The 22,404-nt window shown below is 69.2% G+C and carries 20 protein-coding genes and 1 pseudogene; 5 read left to right on the top strand and 16 right to left on the bottom strand.

All coding sequences use genetic code 11. The features are described from left to right. Nucleotides 1-222 precede the first annotated feature (222 nt). From ACZ6TU_RS15785 to ACZ6TU_RS15730, 12 genes are all read right to left on the bottom strand, one after another. Nucleotides 223-2,511: an SDR family oxidoreductase gene (locus ACZ6TU_RS15785; RefSeq protein ID WP_467669915.1), complete on the bottom strand. Its 2,289-nt coding sequence runs from the start codon at nucleotides 2,509-2,511 to the stop codon at nucleotides 223-225. 2 nt (nucleotides 2,512-2,513) lie between these two features. After that, complete coding sequence (locus tag ACZ6TU_RS15780) at nucleotides 2,514-3,446, bottom strand: aromatase/cyclase (protein ID WP_469548809.1); 933 nt, start codon at nucleotides 3,444-3,446, stop codon at nucleotides 2,514-2,516. 25 nt (nucleotides 3,447-3,471) lie between these two features. Continuing rightward, nucleotides 3,472-4,257 carry a 3-oxoacyl-ACP reductase FabG gene (gene fabG, locus ACZ6TU_RS15775; RefSeq protein WP_467669911.1) on the bottom strand — a complete coding sequence of 262 codons (786 nt, stop codon included), beginning with the start codon at nucleotides 4,255-4,257 and terminating at the stop codon, nucleotides 3,472-3,474. A gap of 92 nt (nucleotides 4,258-4,349) precedes the next feature. Then, on the bottom strand, nucleotides 4,350-4,619 hold the full coding sequence (locus ACZ6TU_RS15770) for an acyl carrier protein (RefSeq protein ID WP_467669909.1): 270 nt from the start codon (nucleotides 4,617-4,619) through the stop codon (nucleotides 4,350-4,352). Nucleotides 4,620-4,669: 50 nt separating this feature from the next. Beyond that, nucleotides 4,670-5,884 carry a ketosynthase chain-length factor gene (locus ACZ6TU_RS15765; RefSeq protein WP_467669907.1) on the bottom strand — a complete coding sequence of 405 codons (1,215 nt, stop codon included), beginning with the start codon at nucleotides 5,882-5,884 and terminating at the stop codon, nucleotides 4,670-4,672. After that, the gene (locus ACZ6TU_RS15760; RefSeq protein WP_467669905.1) at nucleotides 5,881-7,149 is read right to left on the bottom strand and encodes a beta-ketoacyl-[acyl-carrier-protein] synthase family protein; all 1,269 of its coding nucleotides are present in this window, start codon (nucleotides 7,147-7,149) and stop codon (nucleotides 5,881-5,883) included. Before ACZ6TU_RS15760 ends, ACZ6TU_RS15765 begins: the two co-directional genes overlap by 4 nt. 34 nt (nucleotides 7,150-7,183) lie before the next feature. Continuing rightward, the gene (locus tag ACZ6TU_RS15755) at nucleotides 7,184-7,513 is read right to left on the bottom strand and encodes a TcmI family type II polyketide cyclase (RefSeq protein ID WP_467669903.1); all 330 of its coding nucleotides are present in this window, start codon (nucleotides 7,511-7,513) and stop codon (nucleotides 7,184-7,186) included. A gap of 49 nt (nucleotides 7,514-7,562) precedes the next feature. Next, nucleotides 7,563-9,047, bottom strand: coding sequence for an FAD-dependent monooxygenase (locus ACZ6TU_RS15750; RefSeq protein WP_467669901.1), 1,485 nt, complete (start codon nucleotides 9,045-9,047; stop codon nucleotides 7,563-7,565). 471 nt (nucleotides 9,048-9,518) lie between these two features. Continuing rightward, a complete protein-coding gene (locus ACZ6TU_RS15745) occupies nucleotides 9,519-10,334 on the bottom strand; it encodes a response regulator transcription factor (RefSeq protein ID WP_467669899.1) in 816 nt (271 codons plus the stop codon). A gap of 515 nt (nucleotides 10,335-10,849) precedes the next feature. Further along, the gene (locus ACZ6TU_RS15740) at nucleotides 10,850-11,410 is read right to left on the bottom strand and encodes an NADPH-dependent FMN reductase (protein WP_467669897.1); all 561 of its coding nucleotides are present in this window, start codon (nucleotides 11,408-11,410) and stop codon (nucleotides 10,850-10,852) included. Between the two features lie 201 nt (nucleotides 11,411-11,611). Then, complete coding sequence (locus ACZ6TU_RS15735) at nucleotides 11,612-11,785, bottom strand: hypothetical protein (RefSeq protein ID WP_469549221.1); 174 nt, start codon at nucleotides 11,783-11,785, stop codon at nucleotides 11,612-11,614. A 610-nt stretch (nucleotides 11,786-12,395) separates the two neighbouring features. Next, nucleotides 12,396-13,289, bottom strand: a complete 894-nt coding sequence (locus tag ACZ6TU_RS15730) for a LysR family transcriptional regulator (RefSeq protein ID WP_467669895.1) — start codon at nucleotides 13,287-13,289, stop codon at nucleotides 12,396-12,398. 95 nt (nucleotides 13,290-13,384) lie between these two features. On the opposite strand from ACZ6TU_RS15730, the pseudogene ACZ6TU_RS15725 reads away from it, so the two are divergent. The 3 genes and pseudogenes from ACZ6TU_RS15725 (at nucleotide 13,385) to ACZ6TU_RS15715 (ending at nucleotide 15,951) form a co-directional block, all read left to right on the top strand. After that, nucleotides 13,385-14,543: pseudogene (locus tag ACZ6TU_RS15725) on the top strand (nuclear transport factor 2 family protein). Nucleotides 14,544-14,621: 78 nt separating this feature from the next. Then, on the top strand, nucleotides 14,622-14,762 hold the full coding sequence (locus tag ACZ6TU_RS15720) for a hypothetical protein (protein WP_392037521.1): 141 nt from the start codon (nucleotides 14,622-14,624) through the stop codon (nucleotides 14,760-14,762). Nucleotides 14,763-14,877: 115 nt separating this feature from the next. Beyond that, nucleotides 14,878-15,951, top strand: a complete 1,074-nt coding sequence (locus tag ACZ6TU_RS15715; RefSeq protein ID WP_467669891.1) for a TauD/TfdA family dioxygenase — start codon at nucleotides 14,878-14,880, stop codon at nucleotides 15,949-15,951. Nucleotides 15,952-16,539: 588 nt separating this feature from the next. Here ACZ6TU_RS15715 and ACZ6TU_RS15710 read toward each other — a convergent pair. Genes ACZ6TU_RS15710 through ACZ6TU_RS15695 form a run of 4 tightly spaced genes read right to left on the bottom strand, consistent with a single transcriptional unit; the run spans nucleotide 16,540 to nucleotide 20,808 of the window. Further along, nucleotides 16,540-17,703, bottom strand: a complete 1,164-nt coding sequence (locus tag ACZ6TU_RS15710; RefSeq protein ID WP_469548800.1) for a M20/M25/M40 family metallo-hydrolase — start codon at nucleotides 17,701-17,703, stop codon at nucleotides 16,540-16,542. Then, nucleotides 17,700-18,911, bottom strand: a complete 1,212-nt coding sequence (locus tag ACZ6TU_RS15705) for a Dabb family protein (protein ID WP_469548798.1) — start codon at nucleotides 18,909-18,911, stop codon at nucleotides 17,700-17,702. The genes ACZ6TU_RS15710 and ACZ6TU_RS15705 overlap by 4 nt, the downstream gene beginning before the upstream one ends. Before the next feature lie 20 nt (nucleotides 18,912-18,931). After that, nucleotides 18,932-19,459, bottom strand: coding sequence for an aromatic-ring-hydroxylating dioxygenase subunit beta (locus tag ACZ6TU_RS15700; RefSeq protein ID WP_467669885.1), 528 nt, complete (start codon nucleotides 19,457-19,459; stop codon nucleotides 18,932-18,934). Beyond that, nucleotides 19,456-20,808: an aromatic ring-hydroxylating oxygenase subunit alpha gene (locus ACZ6TU_RS15695; protein ID WP_469548794.1), complete on the bottom strand. Its 1,353-nt coding sequence runs from the start codon at nucleotides 20,806-20,808 to the stop codon at nucleotides 19,456-19,458. The genes ACZ6TU_RS15700 and ACZ6TU_RS15695 overlap by 4 nt, the downstream gene beginning before the upstream one ends. 172 nt (nucleotides 20,809-20,980) lie before the next feature. On the opposite strand from ACZ6TU_RS15695, the gene fdxA reads away from it, so the two are divergent. Beyond that, nucleotides 20,981-21,328, top strand: coding sequence for a ferredoxin (fdxA, locus tag ACZ6TU_RS15690; protein WP_467669881.1), 348 nt, complete (start codon nucleotides 20,981-20,983; stop codon nucleotides 21,326-21,328). Next, nucleotides 21,325-22,323: an NAD(P)/FAD-dependent oxidoreductase gene (locus ACZ6TU_RS15685; RefSeq protein ID WP_469548793.1), complete on the top strand. Its 999-nt coding sequence runs from the start codon at nucleotides 21,325-21,327 to the stop codon at nucleotides 22,321-22,323. Before fdxA ends, ACZ6TU_RS15685 begins: the two co-directional genes overlap by 4 nt. Nucleotides 22,324-22,404: the final 81 nt, after the last annotated feature.

Raw genomic sequence — 22,404 nt, 5'->3', positions numbered from 1 at the left:
CAAAGCCTCGCCTGCCCTGCGACGCCCGGCACCCCAAACTCTTCGAGCAGGGGGAATCCCCAGAGCACGCACCGAACGGCGCGGGGCGGCCGCGCGGCGTCCGGTGCGTGCTCTCGGCGTGCCGGCCGGAAGCCCTCGTACTGGGCGTACTCGGGCTTTCGGCCGGTGCGGCGAGAGTGCGTGCCGGGCGTCGCGCGGCAGGCGGCACTTTCGCAACAGGCCCTAGCCGCCGAGCAGCGTGCCGCCGCTGGCATCGACGAAGGCGCCGGTGATCCAGCGTGCGTCGTCGGTGGCGAGGAAGGCCACCACGTCCCCGACGTCCTGGGGTTCGCCGACGCGGTTGAAGGCGGACAGGGCCGCCATCTGCTCGACGACCTCGGGGATGTCGAAGGCCGGGTTGCCGTTGCGCGTGATTCCGGGCGCCACGGTGTTCACCGTGATGCCCCGCGGGCCCAGCGCCTTGGCATAGTGCAGGGCGAGCATCTCCACAGCGCCCTTACTCATCGCGTACGCGATCTCCTGCGGGTTGGCGACCTTGGTGAGCCCGGAGGAGATGTTGATGATGCGCCCGCCATTGGGAATGATCTTGAGGGCTCGCTGGATGATGAAGAACGGCGCCTTGGCGTTGACGGCCATCAGCCGGTCGAACTGCTCAGGCGTCGTCTCCTCGGGTGCCACTCCGCCCATGACACCGGCATTGTTGACCAGGATGTCCAGCTCGGCCTTGCCGGTGCGTTCCTTCAGGCCGTTCTCCAGGCCCAGGAAGAGCTTGTGGACGTCGCCGTGAACGCCCAGCTCCGCCTGGACCGCGAAGGCACGGCCGCCGTCCTTCTCGATCGTGGCGACGACCTCGTCGGCGGCCTCCTTGTCCGAGGAATAGTGAACGGCGACGAGCGCGCCCTCCTGCGCGAGACGGATGGCGGTCGCCCGGCCGATGCCCCTGCTGGATCCTGTGACGAGCGCTGTCTTTCCGGTGAGCCTTTCCATCTGTTCTCTCCGCTTCCTGGACGTGTTGGCCGTTGCTGACACCGCCGGTACACCGAACCAGCGGCGCAGGGCGGTGGTGAGATCCGTTTCGCTGCCGGAGCCGGTCCACGCGATGTGTCCGTCGGGGCGTACGAGGACGGTGCCGGCGTCCTGCAACACACCGCCGCCCGGCAGCCGGGCCGCGGACACGGTGTCCACCAGACCAGCCCATGGGGCGGCGGTGGCGCGAAGCCGGTCCCCGCGTGCCTCGTCGCCCGACAGGTCGAGCAGTACGCCACGGCCGTTTCTGAGCAACGCCGTGGTGGTGGTGCTCCCCCTGTCGCAGTTCAGTTCCGCGTGCGGGAGGCGGGCACCGAGCAGCGGGTGGTCGCCGGGGCCGACGTCGTAGCGGACGTCGAGGCCGGAGATCATTCCTGCCAGGTGCTCGCGCACGCCGTCGCGGTCGATGAGCTCGCGAAGGACGTCCCGGGTGGCATCCACCTCCGGTCCACCGAGCAGGAGCAGGGCCTGTGCGGCAATGTTGCTCAGGGTCCGCGCGCCGACCGCGTGCCGCTCGGTGTGGTAGCTGTCCAGCAGCCCGTCGGGGCCCCGCTCGTCGACCTGGGCGGCCAGTTTCCAGCCCAGGTTGACGGCGTCCTGCAGACCGAGGTTGAGGGCTTGGCCGCCGACCGGCATCTGCTGGTGGGCGGCGTCGCCCGCGAGGAAGAGCCGGAAGTCGCGGTACTGCTCCGCCTGCCGGGAGGCGTCGCCGAAGGCGTTGACCCACAGGGGGGTTCCGCCGCTGATGTCCTCGCCGGTGACGCGCTTCCAGACGCCGGCGAGCTCCTCGAACTCGGGCTCTGCGCGGCGGGGTTCGGCCCGTCTGCCGAACTCGTGCACCATCACGCGCGTCACTCCGTCGGGACGGCGAGCGGCGATGGCGAGCCCCTTGTCCAGCCGCTGGAAACGGCGCGCCGGAATGTCGATCCCCGCCACGTCGGCGCGGATCAGTTCCCGTGTCGCGTCGGCGCCGGGGAACGCGAATCCGCCCAGGCGCCGTACGGTGCTGTTCTCACCGTCGCATCCGACGAGGCACTTGGCCCTCAGCCGCACCCTGCCGTTCGGGCCGGTTGCCTCCGCCTCGACGTGGTCGGGGGTCACCTGAAGTCCGCGCAGCTCGTGGCCGCGCAGGACTACCGCGCCCATACCGGTCGCCCAGCGGTGGAGCAGTTCCTCGGTGCGGGCCTGCGGGACCTTCCACTGCCCGGGGTAGGGGCCGGGGAGTGTCAGGTCGAGCGGAATGCCGCCGAAGTGCCCCATGACGTCGTTGGGCACCGCCCCGAGCTCGTCGAGGAGACCGCGGCTGTCCAGGATCTCCATGGTGCGGGCGTGCAGGGTGGAGGCCCGCGATTCCGTGGTGGGCGCGGTCAGGCGCTCCAGGACGAGCACGTCCGCCCCGCCCAGCCGGAGTTCGCCGGCGAGCATCAGCCCGACCGGTCCGGCGCCGACCACGATCACCTGGGTTTGCCTGAAGTGACCCGCCATGGTCAGCGTTGCTGCTCTGCGTAGGCCTTGGCGTACCCCAGCGTGGCGCGGCTGTTGGTGCTCAGGGCGTTCTTGACGTACTCCCTGGCCTCGGCGACTGAGGCCTCCGGGCCGAGAACCCTCGTGATGTTCTCCGTGTTGAGCACGACGGTGTGTTGCGAGGTGGCGGCGACGCCGTCCTCGTGCTGGGTGAACGTCCAGTAACCGGTGTGCAGCGTCATCAGCGCCGGCAGGGTGACCTGCTTGTACGCGATCTTGTGGTCCGGGAAGCACACCCGGTACGACTTGGTGGTGTGCGTCGAGCCGTCCTTCGCGCGGGTGTCCATCTCCAGGATCTGCAGGCCAGGGGAGATCTCGTCGAGGCGTACGGTGGCCACGTGCGGCAGCCGCTCCTGCCACCGGCCCGCGTCGTTGACGAAGTCGTAGACGTCCTTGGCCGAACCGGCCACCCGCACAGTGTCCTCGAAGGAGAAGGTCACCTCCTGCGTGGCGTGGGCGAGTTCGACATTGCTCTTCAGCGCGGCCAGCTCGGAACGGCTGTTGCTGTCCACGGCCTCGTCGATCCACCGCAGGGCCTCGGCATCGTCGTCCACGGCCCGGTAGTCGTGCAACAGCCGGATCCGGGACGCGGTGTCGCCGAGCGGCTCGATGATCCAGGTACCGCCCATGGAGGCGACCGGCGGTGCCGACACCTCCTGGCGAAAGGTGATGCGCAGCTCTTCCGGGTGCAGGGTGCGGCGCGAAGTCCAGTTCTTGACCTTGCCGTTGGCGGTGGCCCAGATCCGGATGCGCTCCGCGTGCACGCCGCGCTCGAGATGGTCGACGTACACGGTGGGCGGGAAGATCCGAGGCCAGTTCTCCACCTCGGCGATCAGGCGGTACACCTCGGTGGCGGGGGCTTGCACGGTGATCTCGTGCTCGACCTCTTTGGTCATGGCGTGGTCCTTGTCCGTCGGTCGGTCAGAAGTTCCCGAGGCCACCGCAGACGTTGAGCGCCTGCGCGGTGATGGAGGCGGCGGTGTCCGAGGCCAGGTAGCCGACCAGGCCCGCGACCTCCTCGGGGGTCGAGTAGCGGCCCAGCGGGATCTTGGCCTGGAACTTTTCGAGGATCGCTTCCTCCGTGGTGTCGTACGCCGCCGCGTAGCCCTGCCGTACGCGCTGGGCCATGGGTGTCTCGACATATCCCGGGCAGACCGCGTTGACGGTGATGCCGGTCGGCGCGAGTTCGTTGCCGAGCGCCTTGGTGAAGCCGACGACGCCGTGCTTGGAGGCCGAGTAGGGGGCGCCGAGGACGACGCCCTGCTTGCCGGCCGTGGACGCGATGTTGATGATCCGGCCGCGGTCCTTGTGGCGCAGTCCGCCCGTGGTGAGCACTTCGCGGGTCATCCGGAAGACGCTGTTGAGGTTGGTGTCGATGACGTCGTCCCACAGCTCGTCCGCGATGTCCGCGGTGACGCCGCCGCCGCTGCGGCCGGCGTTGTTGACCAGGACGTCGATGGTGCCGAAACGGTCCAGGGCGGCCTGGACGAAGGCGCGCACGTCGTCAGCGGAACGGACGTCCAGGACGGCACCGTCGGCCTCCAGCCCTTCGTCCTGGAGCTGCTTGACGGTCGCGACCACGTTCTCGGCGTTGCGCGCGCCGATGAACACCTTGTGGTTCTGTGTGGCCAGAAGCCGGGCGACGGCGAGGCCGATTCCGCTGGTGGCTCCGGTGATGAGGGCGACCCGCTGTGCCTGCTGTGACATCTCTTCTCCCATGGAAGGTCGTTACGGAAAAGGTGCGGCCGCCGCGTCGGCCCGGGAGCCCGGGAGCCCGGGCGGCGACCGCCGAAGAGGTGTCAGGCCGAGACGGAGTCCTGGAGCGAGGCGTTGACGGTACTGATCAGCCCTCGGGGGGTGGGGCACTGGGCGACGAGGTCGTCGTCGAGGGAGATGCCGTACTCGCGCTCGATGCGCCCGGTCGTCTCCAGCAAGGCCAGCGACTCGTAGCCCAGGTCCTCGAAGGAGGTGTCGAGGATGTCGGCGTCGAGGTCGACGCCGTCCTCCGCGCCCGCTCCCTCGAGCAGGATGCGCTTGAGATCGGCGACGGTGAATTCCCGCTTGGACATGTCCATCCCTTCATCGGTTCTCTGAAACGATCGGCAGCCGCAGCCGGGGCCTACGCGGCGTCCCGTACGACGAGAGCGGAGTTGAAGCCGCCGTAGCCGCGGGCGAGGACGACAGCCGCGCGTACGCGTGCCGTGCGCGGCTGCTGGACCAGGTCGATGTCGTACTCCGGCGACGGCACAACGTTCGTGGTCGGCGGGATCAGGCCGTCCCGCATGGCGAGCACCGCTGCGGCGACGTCCACCGGACCGGCACCGGAGTACAGGCGTCCGGTCGTCGTCTTGGGCGCGCAGACCGGGATCCGGCCCGCGCCGAAGACGGCGGTGATCGCCTCCGCCTCGGCTCGGTCCAGTTCCGCGGTGCCCGCGGCGTCGGCGAACACCACGTCGATCTGGCCGGGTTCGAGCCCGGCGTCGGACAGTGCCAGCTCGATGGCCCGGCGCAGACCGGGCTCACGGCCGCTGCCGGGCCTCGGGTCGAAGGTCGCCCCGTAGCCCGAGATCTCGCCGTAGATGTGCTGTGCGCCGCGGGCGCGGGCGGCCTCGGCGTCCTCGAGGACCAGCAACGCCCCGCCCTCACCCGGCACATAGCCGCAGGCTTCGGCGTCGAAGGGCAGATAAGCCCGTTCGGGCGTCCGGCTGGTGCTGATACGGCCGCCTGCGAGCTGCGCCACCCAGCCCCAGGGGCAGATCGACGCGTCGAAGCCGCCGGAGAGGATCAGCTTGCTGCCCTTGCGGATCTGGCGCCGCGCCTGGGCGATGGCGTCGAGGCCGCCGGCCTGGTCGCTGACGACCACACCACTGGGGCCCCGCATGCCGTTGCGGATCGAGATCTGACCGCTGTTGACCGCGTAGAACCAGGCGAACGACTGGTACGCACTGACGTACTGGCTGCCCTGGCTCCACAGCTTCTTGAGCTCGTTCTGGCCGAACTCGAAGCCGCCCGAGGTACTGGCCGTGACAACGCCCATGTCGTATTCGGGGAGTTCGCCCGGTGCGACCCCGGCGTCCTCGAAGGCGAGGTCGGCGGCCACCAGAGCGAGCTGGGTCATCCGGTCGGTCTGCGGTATCAGCCGGCCCGGCAGGTGGTCCTCGGCGGCAAAGCCTTCGATCTCGCCGGCCAGACTGGCGGGGTACTGAGACGGGTCGAAGCGGGTGATGCGTCCGATGGCGTTCTTGCCGACCCGGGTCGCGCTCCAGTAATCCGCCACGCCGATGCCTGTAGGGGTGGCGATACCGATGCCGGTGATCGCTGTGGCGACGCTCACGCCTTCCTCCTGTCGGGACGGGCCAGCACCATGGCGCTCTGGAAACCGCCGAATCCACTGCCGACCGTGAGGACGGCGTCGGTGGTGTGCTCGCGAGCGGTCAGCGGCACGTAGTCGAGGTCGCACTCCGGGTCGGGGGTGTGCAGGTTCGCGGTGGGTGGCACCACGTGGTTCTCCATCGCCAGTACGGACGCGGCGATCTCGATCGAGCCGATCGCGCCGAGGGAGTGGCCCACCATCGACTTGATGGAGCTCACGGGAGTGCGGTGGGCGTGCTCGCCGAGGCTGAGCTTGAACGCGGCGGTCTCGTGCCGGTCGTTCTGCTTGGTGCCCGAGCCGTGAGCGTTGATGTAGTCGATGGCCTCGGGATTCATCCGTGCCTCGTCGAGCGCCACCCTGATCGCCTCGGCCATCTCGCGTCCGTCCGGCCGCAGTCCGGTCATGTGGAAGGCGTTGCAGCGGGAGGCGAAGCCGGCGATCTCTGCATAGATGTGCGCACCGCGCCGGTTGGCGGCCTGCAGTTCCTCCAGGACGAACACCGCGGAGCCCTCACCGAGGACGAACCCGTTGCGGGTGCCGTCGAAGGGCCGGGAGGCGTGCTCCGGGTCGTCATTGCGCGGCGTGGTCGCCTTGATCGCGTCGAAACACGCCATGGTGATCGGCGAGATGGGCGCGTCCGTCGCACCGGCGATCATCACGTCGGCCGTGCCCTCGCGGATCAGCTCGACGGCATGCCCGACGGAATCGAGGCCCGAGGTGCAGCCGGTGGAGACCACCGTGTTGGGGCCTTCGGCGCCGACCGCCCAGGCGACCTCGGCCGAGAACGAGCTCGGGACGAAGTGGTTGTAGAGGTGCTGGGGGGTGTACCTGTGGTCGACCAGATCCAGCCGGCCGCCGTCGCTCACGACGCGGTACTCGTCGTCGAGTCCCATGGTCGCGCCGACCGCGCTGCCGATGGTCACGCCGGTACGGTGCGGATCGAAACCGGCCAGGTCGAGGCCGCTGTCCGTGAGTGCCTCGCGGGCGGTGACCACCGCGAACTGGGCCGCGCGGTCCATCCGCCGGATCTCCTGCGGGCTCAGCCCGTGCAGTTCGGGATTGAAGTCGGATTCGGCCGCGACCTGTGACCGGAACGGCGAGGGGTCGAAGAAGGTGATCCGCCTGGTTGCGGTGCGGCCCTCGCTCAGCAGGCTCCAGAAGTTCTTGGCGCCCGTACCGCCCGGGGCAAGCACGCCGATTCCCGTGATCGCCACCCTGCGCCCCATCAGAGGTCGCCCCCCGTCATGTCGGCGGACGCGTTCACGAGGACGCCGTCCAGTCGTAGAAGCGGGTGGCCATCGCGTCGGCCGGTGAGCGCCAGGTCGCCGGGTCATAGGCCTCGATGTAGGGCTTCAGGTCCTCGCTGATCCGGACGAAGCGCTCATCCGTCTTGGCCTCCTCGATGAGCTGACCGCCGTTGTCCGCGTCGAAGTCCTGCAGATGGAAGTACAGGCCGCGGAAGGAGAACAACTGGCGGCGCCGGGTTCCCATGCGATGCGGCATGTCGGAGGCGTCGAACTCGCTGAAGAGCCTGGCCACGTCGACGCTGGACGCGGGATCCATCCGCGCCACAATCAGGGTGCTGTGCATTCTTCTTCTCTCATCCTTGGGCGAGGGAGCGGGGTGGTGGGGCACGCACTTACACCGCGCGTCCCGTCGAGGGGCTGCCGAACCAGCGCTCCAGGGCCATCGGCAGATCGTGATGGGTGCCGGGTGCGGCCCAGGCGACATGGCCGTCGGGGCGGATCAGGACGGCCGCCGTGCCGTGCAGCGGACTGTTCTCCGAGAGCCCGTGCGGCATGGCGGTGACGATGTCCACCCGATGCGACCAGGCGGCGGCCCGGTCGCGGAGCCTGGTGTTGTCCTCCAGGTCGAGCAGTACGCCCCGGCCGGGATGCAGCAGTTCGGTGCTGCTGGTCTTTCGGGTGTCCGCGATCAGCTCCAGATGCGGCATGCGCCGGCCCAGCAGCGGGTGGCCGCCGGCGCCCAGGTCGTAGGAGATCTCCAGTCCGCTCACCATGCCGGCGAGGTGGCGGCTGACGTCCTTGTACCCGATGAGTTCCGTGACGACATCACGCAGCGGCTGCACCTCCGGGCCACTGAGGAAAAGCAGTCCCTGGGCGCGGGTGTTCATCAGCAGCCGCTCACCGACCGGGTGCCGCTCGTGGTGGTACGTGTCCAACAGGCCGGGGTTCGCCCATCCGTTGACGACGGCGGCCAGCTTCCAGCCGAGGTTCACCGCGTCCTGGATGCTGGTGTTCATGCCCTGCCCGCCGGCCGGCAGGTGGATGTGTGCGGAGTCGCCCGCAAGCAGGACGCGGCCACGCCGGTACTCGGTCACCTGGCGGGCGGCGTCGCCGAACGAGCTGACCCACTCCGGCTCGCCATGCGAGATGTCGGTGCCGGTGAGGCGCTTCCAGGCTGCTGCGACCTCTTCGTACGTGGGCGGGGCGGCCCGCCGCTGGGGCGGTGTACCGCGTTCGCACACGATGAGGCGGGTGATGCCACCGGGCAGTGGGCCGACCATCACCATGCCGCCGGGCAGCGTTTCGCCGATCATCCGTGGTTCGAGGTCGAGGCCCCTGACGTCGGCGAGGAACATCTCCAGCGTCGCGGGCGAACCCGGGAAGTCGAAGCCGCCCAGCTTCCGTACGCGGCTGCGGCCCCCGTCGCATCCCACCAGGTGGCCGGTGTGCAGCGTGTGAACGCCGTCGGGGCCACGGACCTCGACCTCGACGCCGTCACCGTGGTCGGTGAAGGAGAGAAGTTCATGGCTCCGTCGGATGTCCGCGCCCAACTCGGTGGCCCATTCCTCGAGTTTGGTCTCCGTGACGGACTGAGGCACGCTTTTGGCTGCCTGCCAAGCGCCCTCCAGCACACCGAAATCCACCGGCAGACCGCCGAAGTGGCCGTGCGTGCTGGTCTCGATGTCGCCGAACCTGGGCAGCAGACCCCGCTGGTCGAAGACCTCCATGGTGCGCGCGGTGAAGCCCAGTCCACGAGACTCCCCGGTCCGTGCGGCGAGCCGCTCCAGCACGATGACCTCGACTCCTGCGAGCCGAAGTTCACCGGCGAGCGTGAGCCCGGCCGGGCCGGCTCCGGAGATGATCACCGAAGCGTCCATATACCTCTCCTTAGCGGGGGCAGCAATCCATGAAATCCACGAAATCCATGAAAGGGAATGCCGCGGCTACCGCAGCAATGTCTGACGCTCAATCACGCAGGAACTCATCAAGGTTCATCGAATTCCACGAAAGAGCTTGCCCCCTGCGATACCCACGAGTCAACAGGCTCCTATTCAGGTCTCCGTCAGGGAATGTCAGGAGACTTGGGAAAGAACAGGTCGAGGTCACCGAACCGTCAGACAATTGCAAAATGGCAGGTCAACGCCAACGAATCCGGAATCATAGGCTCCGATAGCGCGACGGATGACACCGGACATTGAGCGGAATTACTCGATGTCAGGGAGAGAGAGTTGACCGAAGGCCGGTGACGCACGGCCGGCTTTGTCTTCCACGAGCCACGGCGCGCTTCGTTCACGCGCGGCCGTGGTCTGGTCGTGGGGCCCGACAGAGATGGGACAGCAAAGAGACGGTCAGCGGCCTTCCGGGACGGAGACCGGCGCGACCGTGACAGAACGACCGAAGCGGAACCCGACTCCGCGAACGGTGGTGATCCAACTGCTCGAACCGAGCTTGCCGCGCAGGCTGCTGACATGCGTGTCGATGGTGCGGCCGGGCCGCGACCGGATGTCGTCCCAGACCTCGGCCATGAGCTGCTTGCGGGAGATGACGTCCTCGGGTTGTGAAGCGAGCAGATAGAGGAGGTCGAACTCCTTGCGAGTCACCTCTACCTGCCGACCGTCCAGGCGGACCTCCCGGGTGCGCCTGTCGATGTACAGCGGGCCGCTGGTGATGACTTCCATCGTGCGCGACTGCGGACGGACCCGACGCATGACGGCCTCGATACGGGCCAGTAACTCCGGGAAACCGTAGGGCTTGACCATGTAGTCGTCAGCTCCGGCCCGCAGGCCGAGGACCCGGTCGAGTTCGCTGCTGCGGGCGGTGACGGCGATGATGGGGGTGTCCGAGGAAGCCCTGATTCCCTTGCACACCTCGAGCCCGTCCAGGTCGGGCAGGTCCAGGTCGAGCAGCAGCAGGTCAGCGTGCCGGTGAGCCTGGAGAGCCTTGGCACCGGTGTCCACGCTCTCGGCTTCGTACCCGTGCCGACGCAGTCCGTTGAGGAGACAGTCGGCAGCGCGTGTCTCGTTCTCCACCACGAGCACGCGCAGCGTCGCGCGTCTGCTGTCCGTGTCGCGGTCCTGCACTGCTGTCGGGGCGGGGCTTGTTCGCCGGACGGGTTGCTGCGGGGGTATTCGGTGTTGGTAGCGATGGGCCGATCTCTGCTGCATCTACTACTCCTGCACCTTGACACGGTTACTGAGAGCTGATCAGCGGTTGAGATTACAAACCGCAAAGTTTGTTTGTCAACGATCAAGCAGTCGACGCATGCATCAGCCCACCACCAAAAAGGGAGCGCACGCATCCGCCGGGCGGCACTCGACCTCAGTGCGCTCCGACCTGAGGAAACAGGCCAGAGGCGTACGCACGACCACTCGACCAGCCGCTCCCCAAGGAGACCGCAACGACCCTCACAACCTGGGTGTCAGCCAGTCAAAAACCGGCCCACTTTGTGGGCAAAAGAGGACATACAGGCAGCCATTCGCGTCATATGAACTCGATCGAACATTCGAGTTACGGCGATGCTACGTCGGTCGCATGGCGGAGTGATTCGGTCACTCATGGCAAGGATCCGGAAATTAAACCGACGCCTTGGTTTGAAAATCTCCAGCACCAAGTGCTCCGGGGCACCGACAGCTTGATGCCCCGGCAGGTACCTGCCGGGGCATCAAGGGTCGGGCGTGGGTCAGTTGTCGCGCAGCGTCCGCAGCGCGGTGCCCCAGGAGACGACGTCGTCGAGCATCTTGATCACCGCGTCTTCCTGGTGAGGCTGCGGCTTGAGCTCCTTGAAGTCGACGAAGTCGTGGTGCATCAGCAGGGCGGCGTGATGGCGCACGTCGGCGATGCCGATCGCGGCCATGGTGTTGCGCAGGTGCGCGATCGCGCGGCCGGCGCCCTCCATGCCGTAGCCGACGAAGCCCGCGGACTTGTCGTTCCACTCCGCGTACAGGAAGTCGAGAGCGTTCTTCAACACCCCCGGGGCACTGTGGTTGTACTCGGGCGTGACGAACACGAAGGCGTCGAGGGAGCCGACCTTCTCGGCCCAGCGGCGTGTGTGGGGCTGGCTGTAACCGCCCAGCAGCGCGGGTACGGGCTCGTCGAGGTGCGGCAGGTCGTAGTCCCTGAGGTCCACCAACTCGTAGGCGGCGCCGCCGTGCCGCTCGGCGACGTCGAGCACCCACCGGCCCACGTCCTCCCCGACGCGTCCCGGGCGGGTGCTGGCGATGACAATTCCGACCTTGATCATGAGTAGCCGCTCTCTGCTCTAAATGGGAGACGGGCGCCCCCGGCGCCACAGAACTGCAGCGTACGTAGATCGACTCGGAGGCTCCATGCGTCACAGTCCGCCATCCATACGCGTGCGTCTCTCAGTGCGGCCGTTCTGAGAGCACCGCTGCACTGCGGCACTCACCGCTCCACGCTCACCGCCCGTTCCGGCGGCGGCTCTTCAGAGGCCGCTCGGCATGGCCAGGCCCGTCTGGACGCCGACCGGGTCCAGGTCGGGGGTACCGCGGGCCAACCAGTCTTCGTGGCCCGGCTCGGACTCGTAGGCGTTTCCCCCCACGAAGGGCAGGACTCCGCGGATCAGGCCGCGGCCTCGGCGGGCGATGCGGTCTCCCATTCTGGTGACTGGCCAGGCGGGCTGGGAGGCGCGGTTCGCCACTTCTTCGCGGCCTTGTCGCCCAACAGGCTGCGCAGCGTCCGTGCCCCGGAGCCGACGCACCCGGCCGCGATCAGGGCCGCGATGAAGCCGATGATCAGCATCGGACGGTCAAGGACGCGTGACCCCCGCGCAGGCGGGCAGCCTGCCCTCACACAGCTCTCACCGACTCTGCCGACTCCCCCGGACTGTGAGCCCCTGAGCCGGCACTACGCGCCTGCCCTGGATTGGCCTGGACACGGCTGGACGGTCTTTTCAACCTGTGCCAGGTGGGACCGTCACGGCCCGGGGGCGGGCAGCCACTGCCCGCGCAGCCGTCTCGCTGTCAGTGGCCTGGCGCAGTGCCTGCGAAGGGACGGGCACGCACAGGTCGGATCTTGGAGCCGAGATCGCCATCTGGCATGCCGACTGAGTGCTCACTACAGTCACTCAGCGTGCCTGCGACTGCGCCGCATTTCGTCTCCCGCCGCCTGCCAATGACGGTGCGCCCCTTGTTTTCCGGCCTCCGGCATGAAGTGAGCATAGTAACCGAGCGTGATAACCGGCGAGGTGCGCACTTCATTCCCGGTGCTCAGGGACGGAGCGAGGCGAAGGCTGTGGCGAGCCGGTCGCGCAGGGGCGCTGCGGAGGGGTGGGGGTCGCGGCGCGGTGTGATGGTGTAGATGCCGCGGGTCGGGGGATCGACGAGGGCCACGGCGGTGACGTCGCTCCGCAGCGCGCACGTCAGCACCCCGGGGATCAGTGCGATGGCGTGGCCGGTCGCGACCAGGGCCAGCTTGCCGAGCAGATCGGCCGCGGTGAGGTCGATGCGGGCGCTGACTCCGGCGCGGGCGGCGTGCTGGCGCAGGAGCGCCGCGGAGCCGTCGTTGTCCTCGACCCAGGTCTGGTCGGCCAGCGTTCGTATGTGCACCGGGCCGCACCCGGCCTGCGGATGGTCGGCGGGCAGGACGACGACCATCTCGTCAAGGCCGAGGAAGCGTCGGTCGACCCGCGGGTCATGGGGCAGCCCGGGTGGCGCATCGGTGACCACGGCGATGTCGAGATCGCCGGTGATCACGCGGTGGTGCAGTGGTGTGCTCAGGCCGGGCAGCAGGCTCCACCGGGGGGATCCGGTCCGCTCCAGCAGGCTCCGGATGGCCTCGGGGACGATCCCCGCGGCCAGAGACGGTGTCGCACCGATGGCCAGCGGCCGGTGGACCACCCCGTCATGAACGTCTCGTACGGCGCGAACGGCACGGTCGGCCTCGTTGAGCGTGGCCAGGGCATGGCGCCGGAACACCTCACCGGCGGGCGTCGGACGTACACCGCGCGCATGACGCTCCATCAAAGGCACACCGAGCTGCCGCTCGAGACCGGCGATCTGCCGGGAGACGGCCGACTGCGTGTGATGGAGCTCGGCGGCCGCCGCCGACAGCGAACCCGTCCGGCACACGGTCACGAAGGTCCGCCACACCGTCAGATCCATGGGACCAGTATGACCAGCTGATATGCGGTTCCCGCAGGGGTACCCTGCGGGACTTGCGCTTGTCGCAGGCACCGCGGGGCACCACGGTGGCAGGCATGACCACACCGCACACCATCGCAGTCCTCGGCCTGGGACGTATGGGCGAAGCCATCGCGACCCGACTCATCGCCCAGGGGTGGGACGTCGTCGGCTGGACACGCTCCGGGCGCGCTTCAGGGGCCGTCGTCACGACCAGGGATCCGAACGAGGCTGTGGCGAAGGCCGACGTCGCACTCCTGGCGCTGTCCGACGGCCCGGCCTGCCGGCAGGTCCTGGACACTGTCCAGGACTCGCTGCGGGCGGACACGATCGTGCTGAACACCAGCACCATCGCCCCCCGCCGAGGCGTCGGAGCTGGCCCGGCAACTCGGGCCGTCCTACGTCCACGCTCCCGTGCTCGGCTCCGTGCCGGCTGTCCTGGCCGGTGCCCTGCGGATTCTCGCCGCCGGTCAGGAGGCGCTCGATCGGGTCCGACCGGTTCTGGAGGCACTCGGCACCGTGCGCCGCGTCGACGAGGCGTCCACCGCCGCCGCGCTCAAGCTGATCGCCAACAACAGCCTCGCCGGCGCCGTCCTCGCGCTGCGCGACTCACTGCGGCAGGCCGAGGCCCTCTGCCTGCCCCGCGCCGAAGTCCTGGACATCCTCGAAATGGGCCAGCTCGGCGGGCTGGTGGCCCGCAAGCGCTCCTTCCTCGACAGCGAGCCGGCCGCCGGCCCGGCCGACTTCACGATCGGCGCGCTGGCCAAGGACATGGCTCTGCTGGCCGGCGCGACGAACATCCCGCTGAGCAGCGCGGCCGGGCTGGCCGGCATCCCCGCCGATCCCGGGGCTGACATCGGGGCCGCCGTTACGGCCCCCGCGGTGGCGGACGCCGTGCTCGAACCGCTCCGCGCCTACATCCGCGGACACGCCACCGGCGACCCGGTCCACTTCCGCGACGCGTTCCTGCCCACTGCCCACATCGAAGGAATCCGGGACGGCGCGTTCGTCTCGTGGTCCCTGGACGAGTACTGCGCCCTCTTCCACGGTCGGTCGGCGCCGGACGAACCGACCCGCTCGCGCCGCGTCGACAGCATCGACGTCCACGGCACCGTAGCGACCGCGACCATGACGCTCCGGCACGGCACAGACACCTTCACCGACGTCTTCCTGCTGGTCCACGTCGACGACAGCTGGAGCATCGCCAACAAGGCCTACCATCGACATACTGCTTGACGAGATGGCGTCTCGCATATTGCTCAAGGCTCAGTCCTCGCCTATCGTGGGGGCACTTCTCGAAAGGACGGGACCAGCATGAGGACAGTCGCCCTGATCGGCGTCCTGCTCGTGTCGTGCGCTGGCCGCCGGACCTACGACGAACCGCTCAGTTACTTCCCGCCCCGGGAGGGACTGCGCCCAGGTACGGCCGCCGGCGAGCCTCAGACCCCCTTCTGAGGGTTCCGAGTGCCGTTCGTCGCCGCGCGACGAGCCCCTGTCGCACCACAACCTTCGTCGTCCGTCGTGTCTTCGCCGACGGAACTTCCATCACCTCTTCGAGGAGTGCATCACCGTGACCACCACTGTCGGCCGCGAGCCGATCTCCGGACCGTCCGCCTGGCGCGGCGACGAGCTGTCGAAATCCACCGAGTGGATCTACGTCCTCAGCGACGCCGAGCGTGCCGAGCTGGAAGACCTGGGCCGGCGCTTCGTCGCCGACGACCCCGACCTGCGCACCGTCACCACCGCCGACTACCCGTTCGACGCCTGTCGTGCCCTCAACGACGAGTGCGCCGGCCAGATGGACGCCGGCCGGGGCTTCGTCCTGGTGCGCGGCCTGCGCACCGAGGAGTACGGCGACGCCATGGCCGCCGCCGTCTTCTTCATCATGGGCCTGCACCTCGGCCAGCCGATCGGGCAGAACCAGAGGGGCGATCTGCTCGACCACGTGATCGCCACGTCGAACAAGACGATGGCCGACGAGGGCGCGCTGCCCTCCCGCGTGCGGGACCGGCTGCCGTTCCACTCGGACAGCTCCGACGTCGTCGCCCTCATGTGCCTGCGCGGCGCCAAGGAGGGCGGAGCCTCCAGCCTGGTCAGCGGCACCACGATCTACAACGAGATGCTGCGCCTGCGACCGGATCTCGCTCCGCGGCTCTTCGACACCTACCACTGGGACTGGCGGCGCCAGGACCCCGACTCCCCTGAGCTGACGTACACCTCACCGATCATCAGCTACGTCGACGGCGTCTTCAGCACCTACGCCGGCAGCTCGATGATCTTCAGCGCCCAGGAGTACCCCGGCGTTCCCGAACTGACGCCCGACCAGGCGGCGGCGATCGCCCTCTTCGACGAGATCTCGCAGGAACCCGGTCTGCCGATCGACATGGACTTCCAGCCGGGGGATGTGCAGTGGCTTCTCAACTACGCCGCCCTGCACTCGCGCACCAGCTACACCGACCACCCGGAGCCGGAGCGCCGCCGGCACCTGCTGCGTCTGTGGCTCAAGCGTGACGTCGGGCGCCCGCTGGCCCCCAGGTTCGGCAAGCACGTCGTCGAAATGGGTGAGCCGACCACACCGCCGGTGCCCGGTGGCCGCTTCCGCATCGCCGACGCCGTCACGGTGAACGACGACTGGGGCGTGTGACGTCGCACCCTCTCGGTGACGGTCGGTCACGCTCGTCGGCGTCCGCGGCTGAGTCAGTCCGCCGGGCGCCGACGAACTCTTTGCGAAGACGTCCCCGAGCAGACCGGATCGGTGCCGACTCCGGCCGGGCTGGAGAAGGCCCCGATGCCGCAACCGTTCCTGAAGGCTGAGCAAGGGTGAGCCCGATCAGCCGCACGCCCGAACGGTCTTGGGCGCACTGGTCCCCCGCGTACTCAACCCCGGGGCGGCGACACGCATCCTGTGCGTGGTCCGAGCCCGTGAGGCCAGCTCCCTGTGCGACCTGGCCAGGTGGGTACGGCCAGAGGCGACGGGGAGGCCACGAACCATCCTCTGGTGGAGCGGGGCCCCGCACGCTGACGCCGTACCCGGCGTCCCAGCTCGCACGATCACGTCAACCCGGTCGGCCCAGAGCGCCACGCGTTCGCGAGCTCGCGAGCCGACCACCACACGCTCGAGCCGACTCGACCTCGAGCACATTCTCCCGGCAGCGTCTGCCAACCCCCGGCGCGCAGCCGCTCGGCGAGGGTGCCCCGCGGGATCAGCTCCAGGTCGATCTCGCCGCCCTGGCTACGCCGGCAGTTCGGTCAGCAACCGGCGGTAGATGCGCGCGTAGGCCGTCAGCTGTGCCAACGACAGTTCATCGCGACGCGGATCCTCGACGGCCGGCTTCGCCTGCGGGCCGAGGCGCACGGTGTCCACGCCGCGGGCACGCAGTACGACGCCGTCGGTGGATCCCGTCCAGCCGGTGACCGGCGGCGGCGCCGCGCCGAACTCGTCGCGCCAGGCCGCCCGGGCGGCCGTCACCACCGGGGCGTCGGCGGCCGTGGCCGCGGCCGGCGCGACCGGTTCGACCTCCACGTCGACCGCGCAGTCCCGTAGCACCGACTCAGCGCACCGCGCCCGCAGCCGGTCGGCCAGCTCGGCCGCCAGCACGGCCGGCTCGACCCGGTCTCCGGCGACGACGTACAGATCGATCCGCAACTGGGCCGGCAGCAGGTCCGGCTTGTCCGGCCACCCCCCGCTGATCGCGCCGATACCGCACGCCCGGCCGGTCTGCCCCACCCGCGGGTCGGCGGCCAGGTAGTCCGCGCGCCAGCGGGCCAGCTCGTCCAGGACGACACCGGCCTGGAGGACGACTCCGCCGGCCGGCGTGGCGGACTCCGCCATCATCGCCGCCCCGGAGCGGCCGGTCACCCGGACAGTCAGGTAGAGCGCGCCCGGTTCGTGCCACAGCAGCGTGGGCGGGCCGCACTTGGCCACGATCGCCGACCGCGGCAGCGGGTACGCGTCGGCGTAGGCCTCCAGGCCGGTGGTCCCGCCGGTGCGGCGGTGCGTCCCGGAGCCGGCGAGCAGCAGCCGCCCAGCGCCCGCCTCGGCGAAGGCGACCAGCGCGGCGGCCGCCGGCCCGCGGGCGACCCCGAGGCCGAAGCCGGCCACCGCGTCGTCGTCCACGGTGAGCGGGCCGACCGGCGTGGCGTTGCCGGTGACGAACCGGTACGACGCGTCTCCGTCGTCCAGCGACGTGTCGAGGTGGGAATACAGCAACGGCCCGGCCCCGTGGGTGGCGAGAAGGCTGCCGCCCGCGGGGCCGTGCTCCAGCACCTCCCACTCGACGTGCGGCCACCGGTCCGCGCACCAGCCGCGCAGCCGGTGGGCCGCCGTCCGCTCCTGACCGCGGGGGGCGGGGGTCGCGTCGAGCAGGTGCAGGACGTCGAGAAGCCGCTGTCTCAAAAACGTCCCCAGTCGTCGGCGGCCGGACGCCACACGTCGATGTTGCGCGGGTCGGCCGGCATCCTGCGGGGCCGGTGCGTCTCGTGCTCCTCCGGCGTGAACACGCGGTGCCGGTCGCACAGTTCGTACCGCGGGCCGAAGCGCGTGTCGTGCAGGTAGAACGCGATCGACGTCGAGGCCGAGTGGTTGACGATGTCGGAGGCGATCGGCGCACCCTTGTACAGCGCCCGGGCGCGCATCCGCATGACGTGGTCGAGGCTCTTCATCGCGAAGCACAGGTGCGCGGTGAAGTGCTCCTTGTTGTTCTGGATCGCGAGGCTGTGGTGGTAGCGGTCCTCGCCGCGGAAGAACGTGGTCGAGCCGACGACGTAGTCGGAGGGCAGGAACCTCAGGACGTTCTGGTAGAAGTCCAGCGTCTCCTCGTACTTCGCGGTGGCGATGAAGGGGTGCACCAGGTCGAGCGGCCGGATCTCGATGTGCGGCGGCTCGGCGTACTCCTGGAACTCGGTGAACAGCTCGACGACGAGGCCGTTGGGGTCCCGCACCGCGAAGCCGTTGTCGCACAGCTCCCGCTGCCGCTCCTGGAGGTCCAGGATCTCGAGGCCGGCGTCGGCGACGCTCTTGCGCAGCTGTTCGAGGACCTCCTCGCTCTCCACGCTGTAGCCGACCGCGGTCGTCCAGCCGTCGGTGCGCTCGGGCGCGTGGATCAGCTCGATCGCGTGGTGCTCGATGTCGGCGCGAAGGTAGGCGTACTCGTCCGTACGCTGCTCCAGTTGCAGCCCGACGTGGTACTCGAGGAAGTCGATCGTGGCCTGCATGTCCGGAACCTCGATCCGGGCGTACTCCATGCCGTACGGGCCGTGCGGGCGTGTGCTCACCGGCGGTGTCCTTCCTGGGGCGAGCGAGGGACGCTCGGCGAACTCGAACGAGGTGATGGCCTGCCGGTCGATCACCGGGCGCCAGCGCGTGCGCACGAAGCTCTCGTGGGACTCGCTGCCGAGATAGGCGAGCAGATCGTCCTGGCTGTCGAAGTCGACGGCCATCGTGTGGGTGAAGGTCCGGTCGCGGGTGCTGATGTTCTCGCCGAGGACGAAGCCGCGCATGGCCGGGTACCGGTCCGGGAAGGTGCGCAGCTCGGCCAGTACGGACTCCCGTGTGGCCTGGTCGGCTCCGTCGGCGAAACGGAAGGACAAGGTGTGTCGGATCATCGGGTCGCCTTCCGCTCCGGCTAGAGGATGAAGCTGAGCCGGGCGCCTGCCGCCAGCGACTCGTGGCCGAGGACCGAGCGCCGCAACCGGAAACGGAGTCCGTCCTCGGTGGGCACCAGCAGATGGTCGTACCACCCGACGTAGGCGTCGAAGTGCCCGTCGCGGGCACGGTGCACCACGAACGACGCCGCCACCCGGAAGGAATCCTCCGTGTCTCCCTCGGACAGCCGCACGTTCGACACCAGCCGGTGTGTGCGCGAGTGCGGGTTCTCGGCGTGCGCCTTGCGGGACTTCAGTCGCTTGACGCGTGCGTTCAGCAGGTCCCAGTCGTCGTCGACGAACGATCCGGTCTCGTGCGGGGACCAGCCGGGGCGGTGGTCGGTGGTCGGGATCTCGTAGCGGGCGCCGGGTTCGAAGAGGGCCAGCCAGCCGTCGTAGTCCCAGTGGTCGAGGATGTCCGCCTCGGCGTAGAGGAAGTCCTCCACCTCCTGCCGGGTGACGGTGCGTCCGGCGCACCGCACGGCGCCGCGGTTGACGATCGCGGTCATCGCACGTCCCTCCCCGTGAGGAAGGACGTCGGTCGCTCGCCGTTGACCTCGATGCCGTCGTCGATCCCTGTGGCTTCGATCCAGTGCCGCCAGAATCCCCGCATCGCGCCTTCGTCGATGGACCTGCCCTGCACGCCCTTGGCCTCGTCGGCCATGCCGCGCGACATGTCGCTGTAGTCCAGTTCGGGCGCGGCGGTGCCCGCCGTGGCCTGGATGCCGCGCTGGACCGCCTCGTACGCCTCGATGTCGTCCGGCGTCGCGAGCCCGCCCGGGCCGACGAAGCTGACGACGGTCTTCATGCGCAGGGCGCGCGTGTCCGGGTCCTCGTCGCGCGGGACGAGCTGCCAGGCACGGACGTCGGTCTGGTCGGGCGCCACCGGCTCCAGTTGCCGGATCGACAGCCCCTCGATGTCGAACAGCAGCAGGTTCGGGAACACGAACAGGATGTGGCTCTCGTCGGCCACGTAGTGCGCCCGTTTCTCCCCCAGCCGCCGCGTCATCTCGGCCCGGTGGGCCTCGGTGCGGACCCGCTCGTCCTCGCCGAAGCGTGGTTCCCAGATCATGCTGATCCGTCCGCCGTGCCCGGTCAGGACGAGCAGCCCGTGACCGTTGCCGAGGTTGTACGCGTACTGGTTGTCGTCGGTGACGGCGTAGCCGCTCTCGCGCAGGTAGCCGACGAACGTGTTGTGCGTCGGCGCGAAGTGGTATCCGTCCATGGCGTTCTCGACGGCGAGTTTCCAGTTGCCGCGCACGCTGTAGAGCTGGGTGCCGGGCAGTGTGGTCATGCCGCCGGCGTGCTGCTGCTCGATCATCGTCATGTAGTCGGCCGCGTCGCCGAGGTAGTCGAGCAGTGGCGGAACATCGGGGTCGAAGGAGACGAAGACGAACCCCTCGTGGGTCTCCAGGCGCGGCACGCCGCGCAGCCCCATCGACGCCCGGAACTCGTCGCTCGACTCGTACGCCCCGGCGTCGGGGATCGCGGCGACCTCGCCGTTGTTGCGGAACGTCCAGGCGTGGTAGAAGCACTGGAAAAGCCTGGTCGAGCCCTCGTTCTCGCGGCACAGCACGGTGCCGCGGTGCGGACAGGAGTTCAGGAACGCGTGCACCTCGCCGGCGCTGTCCCGGCAGAAGATCAGCGGCCGGCCGCCGAGCGTGCGGACCTTGAAGTCGTTGGGGTTGGGGATCTCGGTCTCGTGCCCGAGGTAGAGCCAGGTGTGCATCCACACCCAGCCGCGTTCCCGGGCGAAGATCTCCGCGCTGCGGTAGGCCTCGCGGTTGACCCGGAAGGTGAGCTGGTCCCAGTCCTCGACGATCATCGGCGCTGGGACGGTCCGGGGATTGCTTCCCATGGGGAGTTTGCCTCTCACAAGTCCCGACCCGAGTGGCGTGCTGTGAGACGCCATCTCGTATGTCGCATCAGACTCCCCCAGCATTCTCAAGGTGTCAAGCATTCGTCTCATGGTTGACACCCCGGCCCGGCACGGCCATCATCCTGTCCCACATCAAAATACACCGTCTCGCATGCTGTGCGACCGTGTGAAGGGCAACAAGCTCGTGCCGTACGTCATCACGCAGGCCTGCATCGACGTCATGGACAAGTCGTGCATGGAGGAGTGCCCGGCCGACTGCATCTACGAGGGCGACCGGATGCTCTACATCCAGCCCGACGAATGTGTCGAGTGCGGGCGCTGCGAACCCGTCTGCCCGCAGATCTCGATCTTCCACCACGAGGACCTGCCGGAGGAGAGCAAGCAGTTCGAGCGCATCAACGCCGAGTTCTTCACTCTCGGAACCGAACCGCTCGGCTCGCCCGGCGGGGCACGCAAGGTCGGCAAGGCCGGCCACGACCACCCGGAGGTGGGCGCGTGACCGGCCTCCCGGCCGCGGCCACCGGCCCCGAGGTCTCCGTCGACCTGCTCGTCATCGGCGCCGGCCCGACAGGGCTGTACGGCGCGTACTACGCCGGCTTCCGCGGCCTGAGCGTCGCGGTCGCCGACGCGCTGCCCGAAGTGGGCGGCCAGATCGCCGCGCTGTACCCCGAGAAGCTCATCTACGACGTGGCCGGCTTCCCCGCCGTCCGCGGCCAGGACCTGGTGGACCGGCTGGCCGAGCAGGCCGGGCGGTGGAACCCCGCCTACCTGCTCGGGCACGGGGTGACCCGGCTGGACGACACGGGCGAGGGCATCGTCGCCACGACCGACGCCGGCGCGCGGATCACCGCGGCCGCGGTGCTCGTCTGCGGGGGCATCGGCAACTTCATCCCCCGCGAGCTCCCCGTGGGCTCCGAGTACCTGGGCCGGGGGCTGCGGTACTTCGTACCGCGGTTGAACGAGCTCGCCGGACAGGACGTCGTCGTGGTCGGCGGCGGGGACTCCGCGCTCGACTGGGCGCTGTCACTGGAGCCGATCGCCTCGTCGGTGACCCTGGTGCACCGGCGTACGCGGTTCCGCGCCCACGAACGCACCGTCGAGCAGGTGCACGCGTCCTCCGTGCGGGTCCTGACTCCGTACGAGGTCGAGAAGATCTCCGGTGACGGGCCGGTGTCGGAGGTCGTGGTCGCGAGCTCCGACGGCGACCGGATCACCCTGCCCGCCCAGTCCGTCGTGGCCGCGCTCGGCTTCATCGCCGATCTCGGCCCGATCGAGCAGTGGGGGCTGGAGCTGCGCCGTCGGCGCATCCTCGTCGACCCCACGATGCGCACCAGCCGGGAGCGTGTCTTCTCGGCCGGCGACATCGCCGACTACGACGGCAAGGTCAGCCTCATCTCGATCGGCTTCGGCGAAGCGGCCCTGGCCGTCAACCACATCGCCGCCCTGCTCGACCCGGCGCGCTCGATCACGCCGGGGCACTCCTCCGATGCGTAGACCTCCGGCTCGCCGTGGATGAGAACCCCGAAACCCTTCACTCCCGGTTGCCCTCCGCCTTACCATTACTTTATTCGATAT

The sequence above is a fragment of the Streptomyces sp. NPDC052064 genome, from assembly GCF_055585925.1.
Note: the sequence above shows the minus strand (reverse complement) of the source record. Positions and strands in the feature narration are given on the sequence as shown.